This is a genomic window from Nonomuraea sp. NPDC049607 (genome assembly GCF_040675375.1).
GTDB lineage: Bacteria > Actinomycetota > Actinomycetes > Streptosporangiales > Streptosporangiaceae > Nonomuraea.
Genome location: NZ_JBFAOV010000033.1, coordinates 16,807 through 31,524, shown reverse-complemented (window position 1 = coordinate 31,524; position 14,718 = coordinate 16,807). Strand labels below are relative to the sequence as shown.

At 72.2% G+C, this 14,718-nt stretch carries 15 protein-coding genes; 10 read left to right on the top strand and 5 right to left on the bottom strand.

Translation table 11 applies throughout. The annotated features are described in order from the left end of the window. Positions 1–116: 116 nt before the first annotated feature. The 5 genes from AB0J97_RS40850 to AB0J97_RS40830 are packed head-to-tail and all read left to right on the top strand — an operon-like array spanning position 117 to position 3,985. A complete protein-coding gene (locus AB0J97_RS40850) occupies positions 117–644 on the top strand; it encodes an RNA polymerase sigma factor (RefSeq protein WP_364099498.1) in 528 nt (175 codons plus the stop codon). After that, complete coding sequence (locus AB0J97_RS40845; RefSeq protein ID WP_357706813.1) at positions 641–1,444, top strand: zf-HC2 domain-containing protein; 804 nt, start codon at positions 641–643, stop codon at positions 1,442–1,444. The genes AB0J97_RS40850 and AB0J97_RS40845 overlap by 4 nt, the downstream gene beginning before the upstream one ends. Continuing rightward, positions 1,441–2,295 carry an ATP-binding cassette domain-containing protein gene (locus AB0J97_RS40840; RefSeq protein ID WP_364099494.1) on the top strand — a complete coding sequence of 285 codons (855 nt, stop codon included), beginning with the start codon at positions 1,441–1,443 and terminating at the stop codon, positions 2,293–2,295. Before AB0J97_RS40845 ends, AB0J97_RS40840 begins: the two co-directional genes overlap by 4 nt. Further along, complete coding sequence (locus tag AB0J97_RS40835; protein WP_364099491.1) at positions 2,292–3,185, top strand: hypothetical protein; 894 nt, start codon at positions 2,292–2,294, stop codon at positions 3,183–3,185. Before AB0J97_RS40840 ends, AB0J97_RS40835 begins: the two co-directional genes overlap by 4 nt. Positions 3,186–3,190: 5 nt before the next feature. Further along, complete coding sequence (locus tag AB0J97_RS40830) at positions 3,191–3,985, top strand: hypothetical protein (RefSeq protein WP_364099488.1); 795 nt, start codon at positions 3,191–3,193, stop codon at positions 3,983–3,985. Here AB0J97_RS40830 and AB0J97_RS40825 read toward each other — a convergent pair. The 4 genes from AB0J97_RS40825 to AB0J97_RS40810 all read right to left on the bottom strand — a co-directional run bounded on the left by AB0J97_RS40825 (position 3,958) and on the right by AB0J97_RS40810 (position 6,572). Next, the gene (locus AB0J97_RS40825) at positions 3,958–4,866 is read right to left on the bottom strand and encodes a cation transporter (protein ID WP_364099485.1); all 909 of its coding nucleotides are present in this window, start codon (positions 4,864–4,866) and stop codon (positions 3,958–3,960) included. The genes AB0J97_RS40830 and AB0J97_RS40825 overlap by 28 nt on opposite strands. Positions 4,867–4,891: 25 nt before the next feature. Then, the gene (locus tag AB0J97_RS40820) at positions 4,892–5,395 is read right to left on the bottom strand and encodes a hypothetical protein (protein WP_364099482.1); all 504 of its coding nucleotides are present in this window, start codon (positions 5,393–5,395) and stop codon (positions 4,892–4,894) included. 84 nt (positions 5,396–5,479) lie between these two features. Then, the gene (locus AB0J97_RS40815) at positions 5,480–5,974 is read right to left on the bottom strand and encodes a hypothetical protein (protein ID WP_364099479.1); all 495 of its coding nucleotides are present in this window, start codon (positions 5,972–5,974) and stop codon (positions 5,480–5,482) included. A 7-nt stretch (positions 5,975–5,981) separates the two neighbouring features. Continuing rightward, entirely contained in the window at positions 5,982–6,572 is a 591-nt protein-coding gene (locus tag AB0J97_RS40810; protein ID WP_364099476.1) for a hypothetical protein, read from the bottom strand. 420 nt (positions 6,573–6,992) lie between these two features. Here AB0J97_RS40810 and AB0J97_RS40805 point away from each other — a divergent pair, with 420 nt between their 5' ends. The 3 genes from AB0J97_RS40805 to AB0J97_RS40795 all read left to right on the top strand — a co-directional run bounded on the left by AB0J97_RS40805 (position 6,993) and on the right by AB0J97_RS40795 (position 10,569). Further along, positions 6,993–8,273: an MFS transporter gene (locus AB0J97_RS40805; RefSeq protein ID WP_364099473.1), complete on the top strand. Its 1,281-nt coding sequence runs from the start codon at positions 6,993–6,995 to the stop codon at positions 8,271–8,273. Positions 8,274–8,424: 151 nt separating this feature from the next. Next, positions 8,425–9,582 (top strand): ThiF family adenylyltransferase, encoded by a 1,158-nt coding sequence (locus AB0J97_RS40800; RefSeq protein WP_364099470.1) that lies wholly within the window; start codon positions 8,425–8,427, stop codon positions 9,580–9,582. Next, positions 9,583–10,569 carry a S66 peptidase family protein gene (locus tag AB0J97_RS40795; protein ID WP_364099467.1) on the top strand — a complete coding sequence of 329 codons (987 nt, stop codon included), beginning with the start codon at positions 9,583–9,585 and terminating at the stop codon, positions 10,567–10,569. A 10-nt stretch (positions 10,570–10,579) separates the two neighbouring features. On the opposite strand, the gene glpD is transcribed toward AB0J97_RS40795, so the two are convergent. Next, entirely contained in the window at positions 10,580–12,250 is a 1,671-nt protein-coding gene (gene glpD / locus AB0J97_RS40790) for a glycerol-3-phosphate dehydrogenase (RefSeq protein ID WP_357706794.1), read from the bottom strand. A gap of 83 nt (positions 12,251–12,333) precedes the next feature. Between glpD and AB0J97_RS40785 the strand changes: the two genes are divergently transcribed. Further along, positions 12,334–13,179: an MIP/aquaporin family protein gene (locus tag AB0J97_RS40785; RefSeq protein ID WP_357706793.1), complete on the top strand. Its 846-nt coding sequence runs from the start codon at positions 12,334–12,336 to the stop codon at positions 13,177–13,179. A 21-nt stretch (positions 13,180–13,200) separates the two neighbouring features. Continuing rightward, complete coding sequence (gene glpK, locus AB0J97_RS40780; protein WP_364099462.1) at positions 13,201–14,712, top strand: glycerol kinase GlpK; 1,512 nt, start codon at positions 13,201–13,203, stop codon at positions 14,710–14,712. Positions 14,713–14,718: the final 6 nt, after the last annotated feature.

Here is a 14,718-nt window from a genome sequence, read left to right as displayed (position 1 = left end):
TCACCAGTACCTTTCCTCTCACATCCCCCTTGTCGGGCGAAACGCGCATCCCAGTTCGTGAACCGCCGGAGCGGAGGGATGCGACAGAGAGGCATGACACCGATGAACGGGCTCCCGTGAGCGAGCACGAGACGTGGCAGGACGCCCGGCTGCTGGAGGCCGTGGCCGACGGCGACCGGCGTGCGCTGGAAGTCCTCTATGCCCGGCACGCGCCCTGGCTCCTCCTCCGGCTCACCCGCCGCTGCGCCGACCCCGCCCTGGTGGACGAGGCGGTCCAGGACACCTTCGTCGCGGTCTGGCGTACCGCGCGCAGTTGGAAGGGGCGGGGCGAGGTCGCGGCCTGGATCTGGGGGATCGGCGTGCGCCGCCTGCTCGACCACCTGCGCCGCCGCCCCGCGGCGGTGCTGCCCGCCCACGAGCAGGTCATGGTCTCCGCCGAGGAGCAGGTGCTGCTCGGCATCGAGTACGGCGAGCTCGGCCGGGCGCTCGACCGGCTCTCCCCGGAGCTGCGCGCCGTGGTCCAGGCGACCGTCCTGGACGGCCTGACCACCCGCGAGGCCGGACGGCTGCTCGGCATCCCCGTGGGGACGGTCAAGACCCGGATGATGCGCGCCCGCGCGCTGCTGAGGGAGGAACTGGCGTGAGCACCTGGCACATGGACGACGGCATGGCCGCGGCGTACGCGGCGGGCGAACTGCCCGCGACGCCGGCCGCCTCCGTCGAGGCCCACCTGCTGGCCTGCGAGCAGTGCCGCCTCCTGCTGGCCCCGCGGGTGCCGCGGGCCCGCCTGGACCGGGTCTGGGACGACATCGCCGACACCGTGGACGCCCCCGCGCCCCGCCCGGTCGAACGGCTGCTGCGGGCCGCCGGGGTGCGCGAGCACACGGCCCGGCTGCTCGGGGCCACGGTCTCGCTGCGGCTGCCGTGGCTGGCCGCCAGCGCCGTGGCGCTGTTCTTCGCCGCGCTGGCCTCGGGGGAGACGAACCGGTGGGGACTGCTGACGTTCCTCACGCTGGCGCCGGTCGTGCCGGTGGCCGGGGTCGCCGTGGCCTTCGGGCGGGACGGGGATCCGGCCTACGAGATCGGGCTGGCCGCGCCGTACTCGACGTTCCGGCTGATGCTGATGCGGGCCGCCGCCGTGGTGGCGTCCTCGTCGGCGCTGGCGCTGGCGGCCGGGCTGACCCTGCCGGGCGGCGGCTGGGCGACCGCCGCGTGGCTGCTGCCCTCGCTCGCCCTCACCTCGCTGACCCTGGCGCTGTCCAGCCGGTACGACCCGCGCCGCTGCGCGATCGCGGTGACCGTCCCCTGGGTGGCCGCGGTCGTCGGCACGAACGTACGCGAGCCGGATCTGGCCATGTTCGGGGCCGCCGGGCAGGCCGGCTACCTGGCCGTCACCGTCGTGTCCGTCGTCCTGCTCGTCGTCCGGCGCAGGGAGTTCTCATGATCGAGGCAGTCGGCCTGGTGAAGACCTACGGCCGCGACCGGGCCCTGGACGGGCTCACCCTCACCGCAGGCAAGGGCGTCACCGGCCTGCTCGGCCCGAACGGCGCGGGCAAGAGCACCCTGGTACGGGTCCTCGCGACCGTCCTCGCGCCGGACGAGGGCGAGCTGCGGCTGCTCGGCCGCGACCCGGCCGCCGGACGGCTGGAGATCCGGCGGCGGCTCGGCTACCTGCCGCAGGACCTGGGCTTCCAACGCGGTGTCACCGTCTTCGAGTTCGTCGACTACGTGGCGATCCTGAAGGAGATGACACACCGCCGGTCCAGGCACGACGAGGTGCGCCGGGTGATCGAGGAGGTCGGGCTCACGTCCGTCGGCGGCAGGCGGGTCCGTACGTTGTCGGGCGGCATGCGGCGGCGTCTCGGCATCGCCCAGGCCCTGCTGGGCGAGCCCGAGCTGATCCTCCTGGACGAGCCCGCCGCCGGGCTGGACCCGGAGCAGCGGCTGCTGTTCGGCGAGCTGGTCGCGCGCCTCGGCCAGGACCGTACGGTCGTGCTGTCCACCCACCAGACCGACGACGTCGCCGCCCTCTGCGACCGGGTGGCCGTGCTCAAGGCGGGCCGGTGCGTGTTCGCGGGGGCTCCTCGGGAGCTCCGGGCGCTGGCCGAGGGGCAGGTCTGGGTGTCGGCGGAGAAGGCGGCAGGGACGTCGCGGCGGACCGGCGACGGCCTGTACCGCGGCCTCGGCCCCACGCCCCGGAACGCCCGCCCCGCCGACCCCACCCTGGAGGACGGCTACCTGCTGCTCCTCACGACAACCACCAACACCACGGACATCACGGAGGCTTCGGCATGACCCGCGACCCCGACGCCTCCCCTCCGGACACCCCCCGCAAGTCGGCCACCCCCCGCACGCCTCGCACGCCGGACGCACCGGACTTGCTGGAGAACGGTGGCGAGCCCGTCCATCCGCTGCTCGCGCACCTGCTGCCCGCGCTCGCGCTGGCCGAGACGCGGCGGCTGATGCTGCACCCGCTCGCGATCGCGGGCCTGGCCCTGTACCTGCTCGGCCTCGCCACCACGGAATGGGCGCCCCGGCCCGCCTACAGCGCGCTCACCAACGGTTTCGTCGTCCTGTGGGGGTTGCCGATCTTCTTCGCCGCGACGCTCACGGCCTCGGCCACCAGACGCGCGGGCACGGACGAGCTGCTGGCCGTCACCCCCGTCGGCCGGAACCTGCGCACGGCGGCCTGCTGCCTGGCCGGGCTGGGGCCGTTCCTGCTGGCCTGCGCGATCCAGGCCGTCATGGTGACCGTCTACGTGGTCGCCGACGTCGAGCTGGAGCGTTTCCCGAGCGTCCACGAGATCGCGGCGGGGCCGTTGTGCATGCTCGGCGCCTGTTTCCTGGGGGTGGCGGTGGCCCGGTGGCTGCCGTGGCCCGGGGTGTCCGTCCTGGTGATGCTCGCGTTGATCGTCGTCAACCAGCGGGTGGAGCCGCACCACTCGACGCTGTCCATGCTGGGCCTGTACGTCGAGTTCGCGCGGTGGGGGCCGCCGCCGTACCTGGAGGGCGTGGGTTTCCTGCCGGGCTCGCCCGCCTGGCACGCCCTCTACCTGCTGGCGTTGAGCCTGGGGGCCGGGGCGCTGGCGATGACCCGCGACTCGGACCGGCGCGGGCTCTGGGTCGGCATCGGCGCCGCCCTGGTCGTGACCGCGTCGGTGGCCGCGATCCGGCAACTGCCATGACCGCCATGACCGCCATGACCGCCACGACCGCCACGACCGCCACGACCGCCACGACCGCCACGACCCCGCCCGCCCCGCGGCGCCTGCTCGACCGGCTGCCCGGCGCGCGGGGCCGGGCGCGTGCGCTGCTCGTCCGGCGGCTCCAGCGGGCCATCTCCGCCAACGGCCCGCAGGCCGCGCTGGCCGCCGTGATCGAGCTGGTACGAGAAGGACTGCCGGCCACCGCGGTCGCCGTGGAACTGCCGGGCACCCGGATCACGTCGGGCGATCCCGGGCCGGTCGTCCACGATCTGACCGGTACCCGGATCACGTCGGGCGAGCCCTGGCCGGTCGCTCATGACGTGCCGCTGGTGTGGCACGGACGGGCGGTGGGCCGCCTGCTGATCACCCCGTTCGCCGATCCGCGGGCGGTCGCCGCGGTCACCCCGTACGTCGCCGACGCCGCCCACACCGCGGCCGTCGTCGCGGACCTGTGCCGGACCAGGGAACGCGTGCTAGCCATCCGCGAGGAGGAACGCCGCCGCCTCCACCACGACCTGCACGAAGGGCTCGGCCGGGCCCTGCGCGACCTGGCCGGGACGGTCGACGCGGCCGCCACCGGCCACCGCACCGACCCCGCCGCGGCCGACCGGCTCCTGCTCGACCTGAGCGCCGCCATGAACACGATCAGCCAGGAGATCAGAGCCCTCCTCCAGAACCCGAGCCCCCTCCAGGAAGCTCTCCAGGACCCGCACCCCCGGGTGCCGTCGCCGCGACGTGACAGGGCGCGGGCTCATTCCGGGGCGACCGGCGTGACGTAGACCTCGCGGATCTCCGGACGCCGCCGCAGCCGTTCCTCCACCGCCGACATCGCCCGCTCGGCCCCGGGAAGGTCCGTGGCCGAGGTGAGGGTCACCCGGGCGGCCACCATGACCTGGTGAGGGCCCACGATCACCGCGATCACCCTGCGCACCCCGGCGACCCCGGGCACCTCGGCGATCGCGCGGCGGATGCGGGCCAGGTCGGCGGCGTCCACGCTGGGCGCGGCGACGAGGTTCTGGTTGAGACGCAGCAGCAGACCCGAGACCGCGACCAGCAGGATCCCGATCAGCACGCTGCCCAGCGAGTCGTAGACCTCGTTCCCGGTCGCCTGGTGCAGCCCGAGCCCGGCCAGCGCGATCGGGCCGCTGACCACGGCCGCCGCGTTGGCCAGCGTGACGGTCTTGGCCGCCGGGTCGCTCCCGGCCAGCAGCTCCGACCACAACGACCGGCCGGTCACCGCGGCCCGCGCGCCGAGGGCCCGTACCGAGACGGCCAGCGCCCACCCGTCGCTGACCGTGATCAGGGTGATCACCAGGTAGCCCAGCGCGTACGAACCGCCCGAGGCCGACGGCTCGCCCAGGCCCTCCACGATCGACGCGACGCCCCCGCCCACGAACAGCCCCACGGCGGCGAACAGCGACCAGAAGAAGATCTCCTGCCCGTAGCCCAGCGGGTGGCGCTCGTCGGCCGGACGCGCCACCCGCGCCAGCCCGATCAGCAGGAACGCCTCCACCCCGAGGTCGGCCACGCTGAACATGGCCTCGGCGTACAGGATGGCCGAGCCGGTGGCCGCCGCCAGCACCCCGAGGACGACGGCCTGCGTCGCCACGACCACCATGGTGACGATCACGCTGGTCCGGCTGCTCGGCTGCGCGCTCATGCCGGAACGGCCTCCCGGCAGGCGATCATCGCTTGGGGGTCACCCGTACGACGGCGCGGCCGCGGTCGAAGGAGAGGAAGCGCAGGACGATGTCGTTCAGGGTGAGCGTGGTGACGCCCCGGATGTAGCCCGTGCAGCCGCCGCCCTCGTCGAACTTGCAGGTGGACGAGCCGCCCTGCTCGCCCTGGGAGCTCATGTCCCCGGCCCCGGTGAAGTCCGCCTCCCAGGTGACCTTGTCGCCCTCGACGCTCCCGACGGCGAAGCGGGAGATCCCGTGACGCTGCCCGAACTTCAGGACGTCCCCCGCCCTGAGGGTGACCTCGCACCGGGCGTCCCCGCACCCACCGAGCTCCCGCCCGCCCGCGCCGCCGGCGGCGTCGGGCGGCGACGTGGACGAGCCGGACGTGGATTCGGACGCGGGTTCGGACGCGGATTCGGAAGTGGGCGCCGACGTGCGCCCGGCCGTCCCGACAGGACCGGCGCACCCGGTCAACGCGCAAGCGAGCAGGAGTACAAGCCACTTGACCATGGCAAACACCCTAGGCTCCAGGACGGATCTCACCCCGGAGTTCCTCCTCACCCGGCGTGCCGCACCCCGCCGCGAACGCCATCCTCAGCGTGTCACGCGCAAGGCCCACTCGACCGAGTCCGGGGCCTGGACCCGTACCGTCAGGGTCTTCCTGCGGCCCAGATCGAGGCGGTTCATGATGGGGCTGATCACGTCGTCGAGGCAGGTGAAGGGCATGTCGATGCCCGGCTCCAGGATGATCTCCGCCTTGCCCTCCCCCCGGCAGCGGAACAGGACCCACAGCTCGTCCTTGCCGGGGGGCACGTCGCCCACGACCATGGACCCCTTCCTCGGGCCCGCCTTGAGGACGGTGATGGTGCCGGCCTCCATGCCCGGCAGGCGCAGGGACGCGGGTTCGGGCGGTGGCGTGCTCGCCGGGGGCTCGGTGGGAGGGACCGCCGCTGTCTTGCTGGGAGGGGCCGACGGGGTGGCGTCCCGCCGCTCAGCCGCCGGATCGGTCGGAGGCGCAGCCGTGCAGGCCGTCGCCAGGGCGAGAAGGCAGCAGGGAATGGCGAGAGACGCCACCTGTCGGATCATCATGTCGAGATCACCTTTGTTTGAGGTACCAGCCGACGCGCCATGGAGTCCAGGCGGTTACGTTTTTCGGCTTTTGGCCGCATACGTGATAAACGCCGTTGGTCTTCTTGCGCCAGACGCCGTACGTGGCGGTGGTGGTTTTGCGGGCGGGAGTCGGGATCGAGATGGTGTTGCCCAATGAAGCCGTGAGACTGGCGGACAGATTCACGCCCGTGGCCACTTCGGCCCCGGCGATGAGCCTGTCCACCTTCAGGCTGCCGGAGACGTTCCAGGAGACCGAGACCGTGCCGGAGACGGTGGCGGTGAAGGTGGACGTCGCGGCGTGCGAGGTGCTGTTGTGGTTCGACTGCGTCGGGCCGATCGCCTTGTGGCTGTTGCTGTAGGTGGAGACCCGATAACTGACCTCCCCAGGCGGGCAGGCCATCGCCAGGGAAGGAGCGGAGGACTTGGCGCGGAAGATCTCCGTGTCGTCGTCGAAGCCGACGACCACGTTCGGATTGCCGGGAACGGGCCGGGGATCGTCGGCGAAGGCCGGCGTCGCGCCCAGAATCGCGAGCGGTGCGATCAGTGCGGTTGCCGAGAGCGTGCGTTTCAGCGACATCGTGGGTAGGCTCCCTCTGCATCGAATGGTGCTCCACGGACGGGGATCGTTGGTCGCGGCACCCGTCCGTGCAGCTTTTTTGAATGTCTCCCCGGCTCTCCGCCGGGTATTGAGCGTCAGTTATTCACGCCGCTGAACGGCGAGCAACTCCTTGTCCGGCCCCGGCCCGTGTGCTAGCGGAACACGAATGGCTACATTCGGCCTACATTTGCCAGTTCTTCGGCTCGATTGACAGGGGTTTGCAACTTTATCAATAGCCCCGCCGGCGGCATTGTGGTCGCACGTTTATCGGCCGTCCATAACAAACGTGCACACTGTCGCCGGAATTATTGAGCAACGTCCGGTTTCGGGCTGATGGCGAACGACCGTTCGGCGCCTCCATGGAACGGCCCTGGAACGGGGTGGAACGCCCTCCATGACGTGAGCCACTCGTCGAAACACTCGATCCCCGCCGGACACGTCACCGGGCGCCGCCGTTCTCCGGTGTCGTCGCTGGCGCTGCTCGTCACCGGCCAGGGCTTGTCCGGTTTCGGCGACCAGTTCTACGTCGTCGCCCTCCCGGGGATCGTGCTGCTGCGCCACGGCACCGCGGCCCTGGGGACGGTGCTGACGGTCTACGGCCTCTTCCGGCTGCTCGGTCTCGTGCTCGGCGGCCCGCTCGCGGACCGCTGGACGCCCAGGCCGATCATGCTTGCGGCCGACGTCGTGCGGGCCCCGGCCGCGGGCCTGCTGTGCGCCCTGGCCTGGAACGGCGAGGACCGCCTGTGGGCGCTGGCGGCGGGCACGGCGGTGCTCGGCCTGGCCGGAGGCGTCTTCCTGCCGGCGAACTTCGCCATCATCCCCGACATCGTCGAGGAGCGGCACGTCCAGAGCGCCAACAGCCGCAACTACGCGACTGCGCAAGCCGTCGCGCTGACCGGGCCGGTGGTCGCGGGCGTGTTCGTCGCCCGGCTGGGCCCGGGGCCGGCGCTCGCCGTGGACGCGGCCTCGTTCGCGGTGTCGGTCGCGACCCTCTGGTTCGTCCGGCCGCGCCCTGGACGGGTGCGTCCTGAGCAGGGCGGCGGCGGGGCCGGCATGTGGGCCGTCGTGCGCGGGTTCCCGCTGTTCAGGGTGATCCTGACGCTGGCCGCCGCCGGAAATCTCGGCTTCGCCGGGATTCTGGAGGTCGGGCTGCCCGCGCTGCTGCACGAGACCGCGCCGGCGACGTTCTCCACCGCGTACGGGATCGTGCTGGGCGCCTTCGGGCTCGGCGCGCTCGCGGGCAGCGTCGTGGCGGGCCTGCTGCGCGCCCCGCGCAACCCGGTGCGGGCGGCGGTGCTGCTGATGCTCCCGCAGGCCGCGCTGCTCGGCGCGGTCGGCCTGATCGAGGGCCAGGTCTGGCCCGCGGCGCTCTTCCTCGGGGCGGGCGCGGCGAACGCGGCGGGCAACGTGCTGCTGATCACCGTCGTGCACACCACGCTGCCCGCGGCGGTGCGCGGGCGGGTGTCCGGGGCACTGCTGGTGGCCTCGTTCGGGATCTTCCCCGTGGGCGCGCTGCTCGCGGGACTCATGGCTTCCGCGGCCGGTCCGAGGACGGTGTTCGTCCTCGGCGCCGTACTGGTGGCCGCGGCAGGTGTGGCCGGCCTCGTCTCCGGGCCGGTCCGGAACTTCGCGAAGGGAGGTGAATCGCATGACTTACGAGATGAGCGACCTGGGCACTGACGCGCCGGTCGAGGTGAGCTGGATCGTTTTCTGAGCCCGACGGTAGACCCGCACACAGCGGCAGACAGTTTCAGGGCATCCGGGGAGAACGGCCGCTCCCCGGATGCCCGCTCGGCCATTTCCGAAGCGACCGCGAAAAGAAAGGACGACGATGACCCCCTCCCTGGACAGCCACATCCGCGTCAAACCCATCTATCCCGTGTACCGGCTGGACGACCGGCGTTTCCGCATCGGCGCCCAGGCCGGCGTCACGGTGGACTTCACCGACCCGTACGGGCAGCTCTGGACCCTCGTCGAGGCGCTGGACGGCGCGCGGCCGCTCGGCGAGGTCGCCGCGGCGGTCGGCCGGGCGCACCCGGGCATCGGCGTCGAGGACGTGCTCACCGCCGTCCGCGACCTGGACGGGCGCGGCTTCCTTGAGGAAGCGCGGCCCACGCCCTACGAGGACGGCCGCTACGAGGGCAACGTCAACTACTTCAGCCACTACGCCGGCCTGTCCGCCGCGCGCGAGCAGCCGCAGGACCGGCTGCGGTCCGCCCACTGCGTGCTGCTCGGGCTGGGCGGCGGCGGCTCCTACATCCTGCCCATGCTGCTCGCGGCCGGGTTCGGCAGGATCACGGCCGTCGACTACGACCGGGTCGAGCTGGGCAACCTGAACCGGCAGTCCCTCTACCGCGAGAGCGACATCGGCGCGTACAAGACCGCGGTGGCCGCCCGGCTGGCCAAGGAGGTGAACCCCGACGTCGAGTTCACCGCCGTGCAGCGCCGGATCGAATCGGCCGCCGACGTCGCCCCGCTCGTCCGGGGCGCCGACGTGGCGATCTGCGCGATCGACGAGCCGCCGTTCGTCGCGCAGCGGCGGGTGAACGCGGCCTGCGTGAAGGAGGGGGTGCCCTACGTCTGCGGCGGCTCGTTCGTCACCCGCGGCCGGTTGTTCTCGGTGCGCCCGCGCGAGACGGGCTGCATGGACTGCCTGCACCTGTACTACACGCGCGCCGACCCGAGCTACCTGTCCCAGCTCGCCGGGGCGCTGCGGGTCGAGCACGGCCGGGTCACCATCGCCTTCGCCCCGCACATCGCGCTGGTCGCGTCGCTGATCACCGGCGAGGCGATCCGGCTGGTGACCGGCCACGCCGAGCCGATCGCCCTGGGCCGTCAGCTCGACGTGCACTTCGAGACCGGCGAGCTGGAGGTCATGTCCCAGTGGCCGCGCGACCCGGACGGCTGCCCGGTCTGCGGCGACGGCGCCGACGCGGCCTCGTTCGCGGTGTGGGCGGAGGCGGAGAACGACTCCCCTATGCTTCGCTAGATGGACGTCATCCATCCCCCCAAGCTCAAGGCGGGCGACGTGGTCCGCGTGGTCGCGCCCGCCTGCTCGCGCGCGATGGTCATGGAGCACGACCACACCGCGCTCATCGACGCCCGCTTCGCCGAGCTCGGCCTGACGCTCACCTACGGCCGCCACGTCGACGAGCGGGACGCCTTCAACTCCAGCAGCGTCGCCTCCCGCGTCGCCGACCTGCACGACGCCTTCGCCGACCCGTCGGTGGCGGCGATCCTGACGGTCATCGGCGGCTACAACAGCAACGAGCTCCTGCCGCACCTCGACTGGGAGCTGATCCGGGCCAACCCCAAGATCGTGTGCGGCTACTCCGACATCACCGCCCTGCAGAACGCCTTCCTCGCCCGCACCGGGCTGGTCACGTACTCGGGGCCCCACTGGTCGACGTTCGGGATGCGGGACCACTTCGAGCAGACCCTGGAGTGGTTCACCGCGGTCCTGTTCGGCGACGCGCCGGTCGAGCTCTCGGCGGCGGCGTACTGGACCGACGACCTGTGGTTCCTCGACCAGGACAAGCGCGAGCCGATCCCCGGCGAAGGCTGGTGGCCGCTGCGGCCCGGCGCCGCCGAGGGGCGCGTCGTGGGCGGCAACCTCTGCACCCTGAACCTGCTTCAGGGCACGCCGTACATGCCGTCACTGGAGGACGCGCTGCTCGTCGTGGAGGACGACCTGGAGTCTCACCCGGCCACCTTCGCCCGCGACCTCACCTCGCTGCTCCAGCAGCCGGGCGCCGAGACCGTCCGCGGCCTGGTGATCGGACGGTTCCAGCAGGCCAGCCGCATGACCCGCGCCCTGCTGGAGCAGATCGTCGAGACGCAGCCGGGGTTGCGGGACGTCCCCGTCCTGGCCAACGTCGAGGTCGGCCACACCAACCCGCTGGCCACCTTCCCGATCGGCGGCCGGGCCCGCCTGACCGTCACCCCCGAACCATCGCTGACCCTCCTGCGCCACTGACCGCCGGCCCTCAGGACGCGGCGGCGGCCTCCCGGCGCGGAGCCGTGGCCTCGGCCAGGGCCTTCTGCTCGGCCTCGACCAGGGTGCGGCAGCGCGCCACCTCCGCCTCGACCCGGGCCCCGTCCCAGCCGAGCAGCCCGGCCATCAGCCGCGCCACCACGGGGGCCGCGTCGAGCGCGGCGGGGATCGCCTCGATGAGCATCCGGGTCCGCCGCGACAGCACGTCCTCGGCGTGCAGCGCGCCCTCGTGCGTGACGGCGTACACAGCCTCGGCCTTGATCCACGGGCATCCCTCCACCAGCGGCTCGCCGAGCGAGCGGTCGCCGTCGACCAGGGAGAGCACCTCCGGCGCCAGCGTGCCGTAGCGCTGGACGAGGTGCTCCACGACGTCGGCGTCCACGTCGTGGTCCTCGGCCAGACGCCGTACGGACACGCGCACGGCGGGCAGCCCGTCCGCGCCGATCAGCGGCAGCCGGTCGGTCACCGAGTCCGGCACGTCGAAGCCCTCCAGCGCCGCGTCGACCACGTCCTTGGCCATGACCCGGTAGGTGGTGAACTTGCCCCCGGCGATCGTGGCCAGGCCGGGCATCGGCACGTCCACGACGTGCTCGCGGGACAGCTTGGTGGTCGCCGAGCTCTCGTCGGCGGCCACCAGCGGGCGCAGGCCCACATAGACGCCCACCACGTCGTCGCGGGTCAGCGGCCGGGCCAGCACGGCGTTGGCGTGGTCGAGGATGTAGTCGATGTCCTCGCCGGTGGCCGACGGCTCCTCCCGGTCGCCGTCGTACTCGGTGTCGGTGGTGCCGACGATCCACCGCCGCCGCGTCCACGGGATGATGAACAGCACGCTCTTCTCGGTAGGGATGATCATGCCGGTGGACGCGTCGATGGCCTCCCCGGGCACCATGACGTGCACGCCCTTCGACATCCTGACCTTGAAGCCGGCCGGGGCCGAGCCGGGCAGCCCGTTGATCGGGTCGGTCCACACGCCCGCGCACACCACCACGGCGTCGGCCCTGACGTCGAGGTCGCGGCCGGTCTCCTCGTCACGTACGCGGGCCCCGACGATCCGCTCGTTGCCCTGGTCGCGCAGCATCTCGACGACCCGCGTCCGGGTGGCGACCACGGCGCCGTGCGCGGCGGCCGTCCTGGCCAGGGCGAGCGTGAAGCGGGCGTCGTCCACCTGCGCGTCGAAGTAGATCATGCTGCCGGACACGGCGTCGGCGCGGAGGCCGGGGGCCATCCGGCGGGACTCCTTGACCGACAGGTACCGGTGCCGGGGCATCGGCCGGCGCATGCCCTCCAACGTGTCGTACAGGGTGAGCCCGGCCCCCACGTACGGCCGCTCGATGAGCCCGTGCTGCAGCGGGTACAGGAACGTGACCGGCTTGACCAGGTGCGGGGCCAGCCGCGAGACCAGCAGGTCGCGCTCCTTCAACGCCTCGCGGACCAGCTTGAAGTCGAACTGCTCCAGGTAGCGCAGCCCGCCGTGGATGAGCTTGCTGGACCGGCTCGACGTGCCGGAGGCCAGGTCGCGGCTCTCCACGAGCGCGACGCGCAGCCCGCGGGAGGCGGCGTCCAGCGCGGCGCCCGCGCCGGTCACGCCGCCGCCGACCACGAGCACGTCGAAGGACTGCTCGGCCAGCCGGTCGATGGCGGCCTGACGGTTTCTGGCGTCCATCGCCCCGGTCATGTTCATTGATCCCCCGAACCACGTTTTGTGCTCAACTGCTCACAATCCGTATACGTTTCCCTGATCGGGGAATGGCACACAACGCCGACACCACGGAAGCGGGGGCAGCGGTGGTCGAACGTGTCAAGCGGCGGGAACTGGCCGGTGAGCTCATCGCCGAGTTCGCCGGCACGATGGTGCTCATCCTGTTCGGGGTGGGCGTCGTCGCCCAGGTGGTCGCGGCGGGCATCGGCGACCACGACAGCATCGCCTGGGCGTGGGGCATCGGCGTCGCGCTCGGCGTCTACGTCGCGGGCCGGATCACCGGCGCCCATCTCAACCCGGCCGTCACGCTGGCGTTCGCGGCCTTCCGGGGGTTCCCCTGGGCCAAGGTGCTGCCGTACTCGCTGGCGCAGACCGTGGGGGCGTTCGTCGGGGCGCTGCTGGTGCGCTGGAACTACACGGAGGTGCTGACCAAGGTGGACCCCGGGCACACGCTGAAGACCCAGATCGTCTTCTCCACCCTGCCCGGCAACGGCGAGCTGCCGGTGGGCATGTGGGGCGGGTTCCGCGACCAGATCATCGGCACCGCCATCCTGATGTTCGTCCTGTACGCCCTGTCCGACTCGCACAACCTCGCGCCCAGCGCCAACCTCAGCCCCGTCGTCATCGGCCTGCTCATCGTCGGCATCGGCATGGCGTGGGGCGCCGACGCCGGCTACGCGATCAACCCCGCGCGCGACTTCGGGCCGCGCCTGGCCAGCTTCCTCACCGGCTACTCGGGCGCCTGGCGCGACCAGTACGGCGACCTGTACTTCTGGGTGCCCATCGTCGGCCCCCTGCTCGGCGGCGTGGCCGGCGCCGGGCTCTACCAGCTGATGATCGCCCGGTTCCTCCCCGAGCCCGAGCCCGACCTTGAGGACGCGGGCCGCGTCTGACCCGACCGGAGGAGAACGACCATGCCCGATTTCGTGGGGGCCGTCGACCAGGGCACCACCAGCACCAGATTTATGATCTTCAATCACGGCGGCCTGGAGGTGTGCAAGTTCCAGCTCGAACACGAGCAGATCCTGCCCAGGGCCGGCTGGGTGGAGCACAACCCGATCGAGATCTCGACCAGGACCTCCGCGGTGATCGAGACCGCCCTCCAGCGCACCGGGTTGCACGACACCGACCTGGCCGCCGTGGGCATCACCAACCAGCGCGAGACCACGGTCGTGTGGAACCCGCGCACCGGCCGCCCGTACTGCAACGCCATCGTGTGGCAGGACACCAGGAGCGCCAGGATCGCCGCGCAGCTCGAACAGGACGGCCGTGGCGAGGTCATCCGCAGGAAGACGGGCCTGCGGCCGGACGCGTACTTCTCCGGCGGCAAGATCCAGTGGATCCTGGAGAACGTCGAGGGCGTGCGCCAGGCGGCCGGGCGGGGAGAGGCGGTCTTCGGCAACACCGACACCTGGACCCTGTGGAACCTCACCGGCGGCGTCCGCGGCGGCGTGCACGTCACCGACGTGACCAACGCCAGCCGCACCATGCTCATGGACCTGGAGACGCTGGAGTGGGACGACGAGCTGCTGTCCTTCTTCGGCATCCCGCACGAGATGCTGCCGGAGATCCGCCCGTCGTCCGAGCCCGCGTCCTACGGCGTGACCAGCGCGTACGGCCCGTTCGCCGGCGAGGTGCCGATCACCGGGATCCTCGGCGACCAGCAGGCGGCCACCGTCGGCCAGGTCTGCTTCTCGCCCGGCGAGGCCAAGAACACCTACGGCACCGGCAACTTCATGCTCCTCAACACCGGCACCGACCTCGTACGCTCCGAGCGCGGCCTGCTCACCACCGTCGCCTACAAGTTCGCCGGCCAGCCCGCCGTGTTCGCGCTGGAGGGCTCGATCGCCGTGACGGGGTCGGCCGTGCAGTGGCTGCGCGACCAGTTGCACATCATCCGTACCTCGGCGCAGAGCGAGGACCTGGCCCGGCAGGTGACCGACAACGGCGGTATCTACTTCGTCCCGGCGTTCTCGGGGTTGTTCGCGCCGTACTGGCGGCCCGACGCGCGCGGCGCGATCGTCGGCCTGTCCCGGTACAACAGGGACGCCCACCTCGCGCGGGCCACCCTGGAGGCCATCTGCTACCAGAGCAGGGACGTCGTGGAGGCCATGCAGCAGGACTCCGGCGTGGTGCTGGACGTGCTGAAGGTCGACGGTGGGGTCACCGCGAACAACCTGTGCATGCAGCTCCAGTCCGACATCCTGGGCGTGCCGGTCAGCCGTCCCGTGGTGGCCGAGACCACCGCGCTGGGCGCCGCGTACGCCGCCGGGCTGGCCGTCGGCTACTGGAAGGACACCGACGAACTGCGCGCCAACTGGGCCGAGGACCGGCGCTGGAACCCGGAGTGGAGCGACGAGCAGCGCGAGAAGGGGTACGCGGGCTGGAAACGCGCGGTGAGCCGCACCCTCGACTGGGAGTCCTGACCGCCC

What these genes read in the sequence shown, in the direction of transcription:
- AB0J97_RS40840 (WP_364099494.1), top strand. Translation starts at nt 1,441, where the DNA reads ATGATCGAGGCAGTCGGCCTGGTGAAGACCTACGGCCGCGACCGGGCC.
- AB0J97_RS40835 (WP_364099491.1), top strand. Translation starts at nt 2,292, where the DNA reads ATGACCCGCGACCCCGACGCCTCCCCTCCGGACACCCCCCGCAAGTCG.
- AB0J97_RS40830 (WP_364099488.1), top strand. Translation starts at nt 3,191, where the DNA reads ATGACCGCCATGACCGCCACGACCGCCACGACCGCCACGACCGCCACG.
- AB0J97_RS40825 (WP_364099485.1), bottom strand. Translation starts at nt 4,866, where the DNA reads ATGAGCGCGCAGCCGAGCAGCCGGACCAGCGTGATCGTCACCATGGTG.
- AB0J97_RS40820 (WP_364099482.1), bottom strand. Translation starts at nt 5,395, where the DNA reads ATGGTCAAGTGGCTTGTACTCCTGCTCGCTTGCGCGTTGACCGGGTGC.
- AB0J97_RS40815 (WP_364099479.1), bottom strand. Translation starts at nt 5,974, where the DNA reads ATGATGATCCGACAGGTGGCGTCTCTCGCCATTCCCTGCTGCCTTCTC.
- AB0J97_RS40810 (WP_364099476.1), bottom strand. Translation starts at nt 6,572, where the DNA reads ATGTCGCTGAAACGCACGCTCTCGGCAACCGCACTGATCGCACCGCTC.
- AB0J97_RS40800 (WP_364099470.1), top strand. Translation starts at nt 8,425, where the DNA reads ATGACCCCCTCCCTGGACAGCCACATCCGCGTCAAACCCATCTATCCC.
- AB0J97_RS40795 (WP_364099467.1), top strand. Translation starts at nt 9,583, where the DNA reads ATGGACGTCATCCATCCCCCCAAGCTCAAGGCGGGCGACGTGGTCCGC.
- glpD (WP_357706794.1), bottom strand. Translation starts at nt 12,250, where the DNA reads ATGGACGCCAGAAACCGTCAGGCCGCCATCGACCGGCTGGCCGAGCAG.
- AB0J97_RS40785 (WP_357706793.1), top strand. Translation starts at nt 12,334, where the DNA reads ATGGCACACAACGCCGACACCACGGAAGCGGGGGCAGCGGTGGTCGAA.
- glpK (WP_364099462.1), top strand. Translation starts at nt 13,201, where the DNA reads ATGCCCGATTTCGTGGGGGCCGTCGACCAGGGCACCACCAGCACCAGA.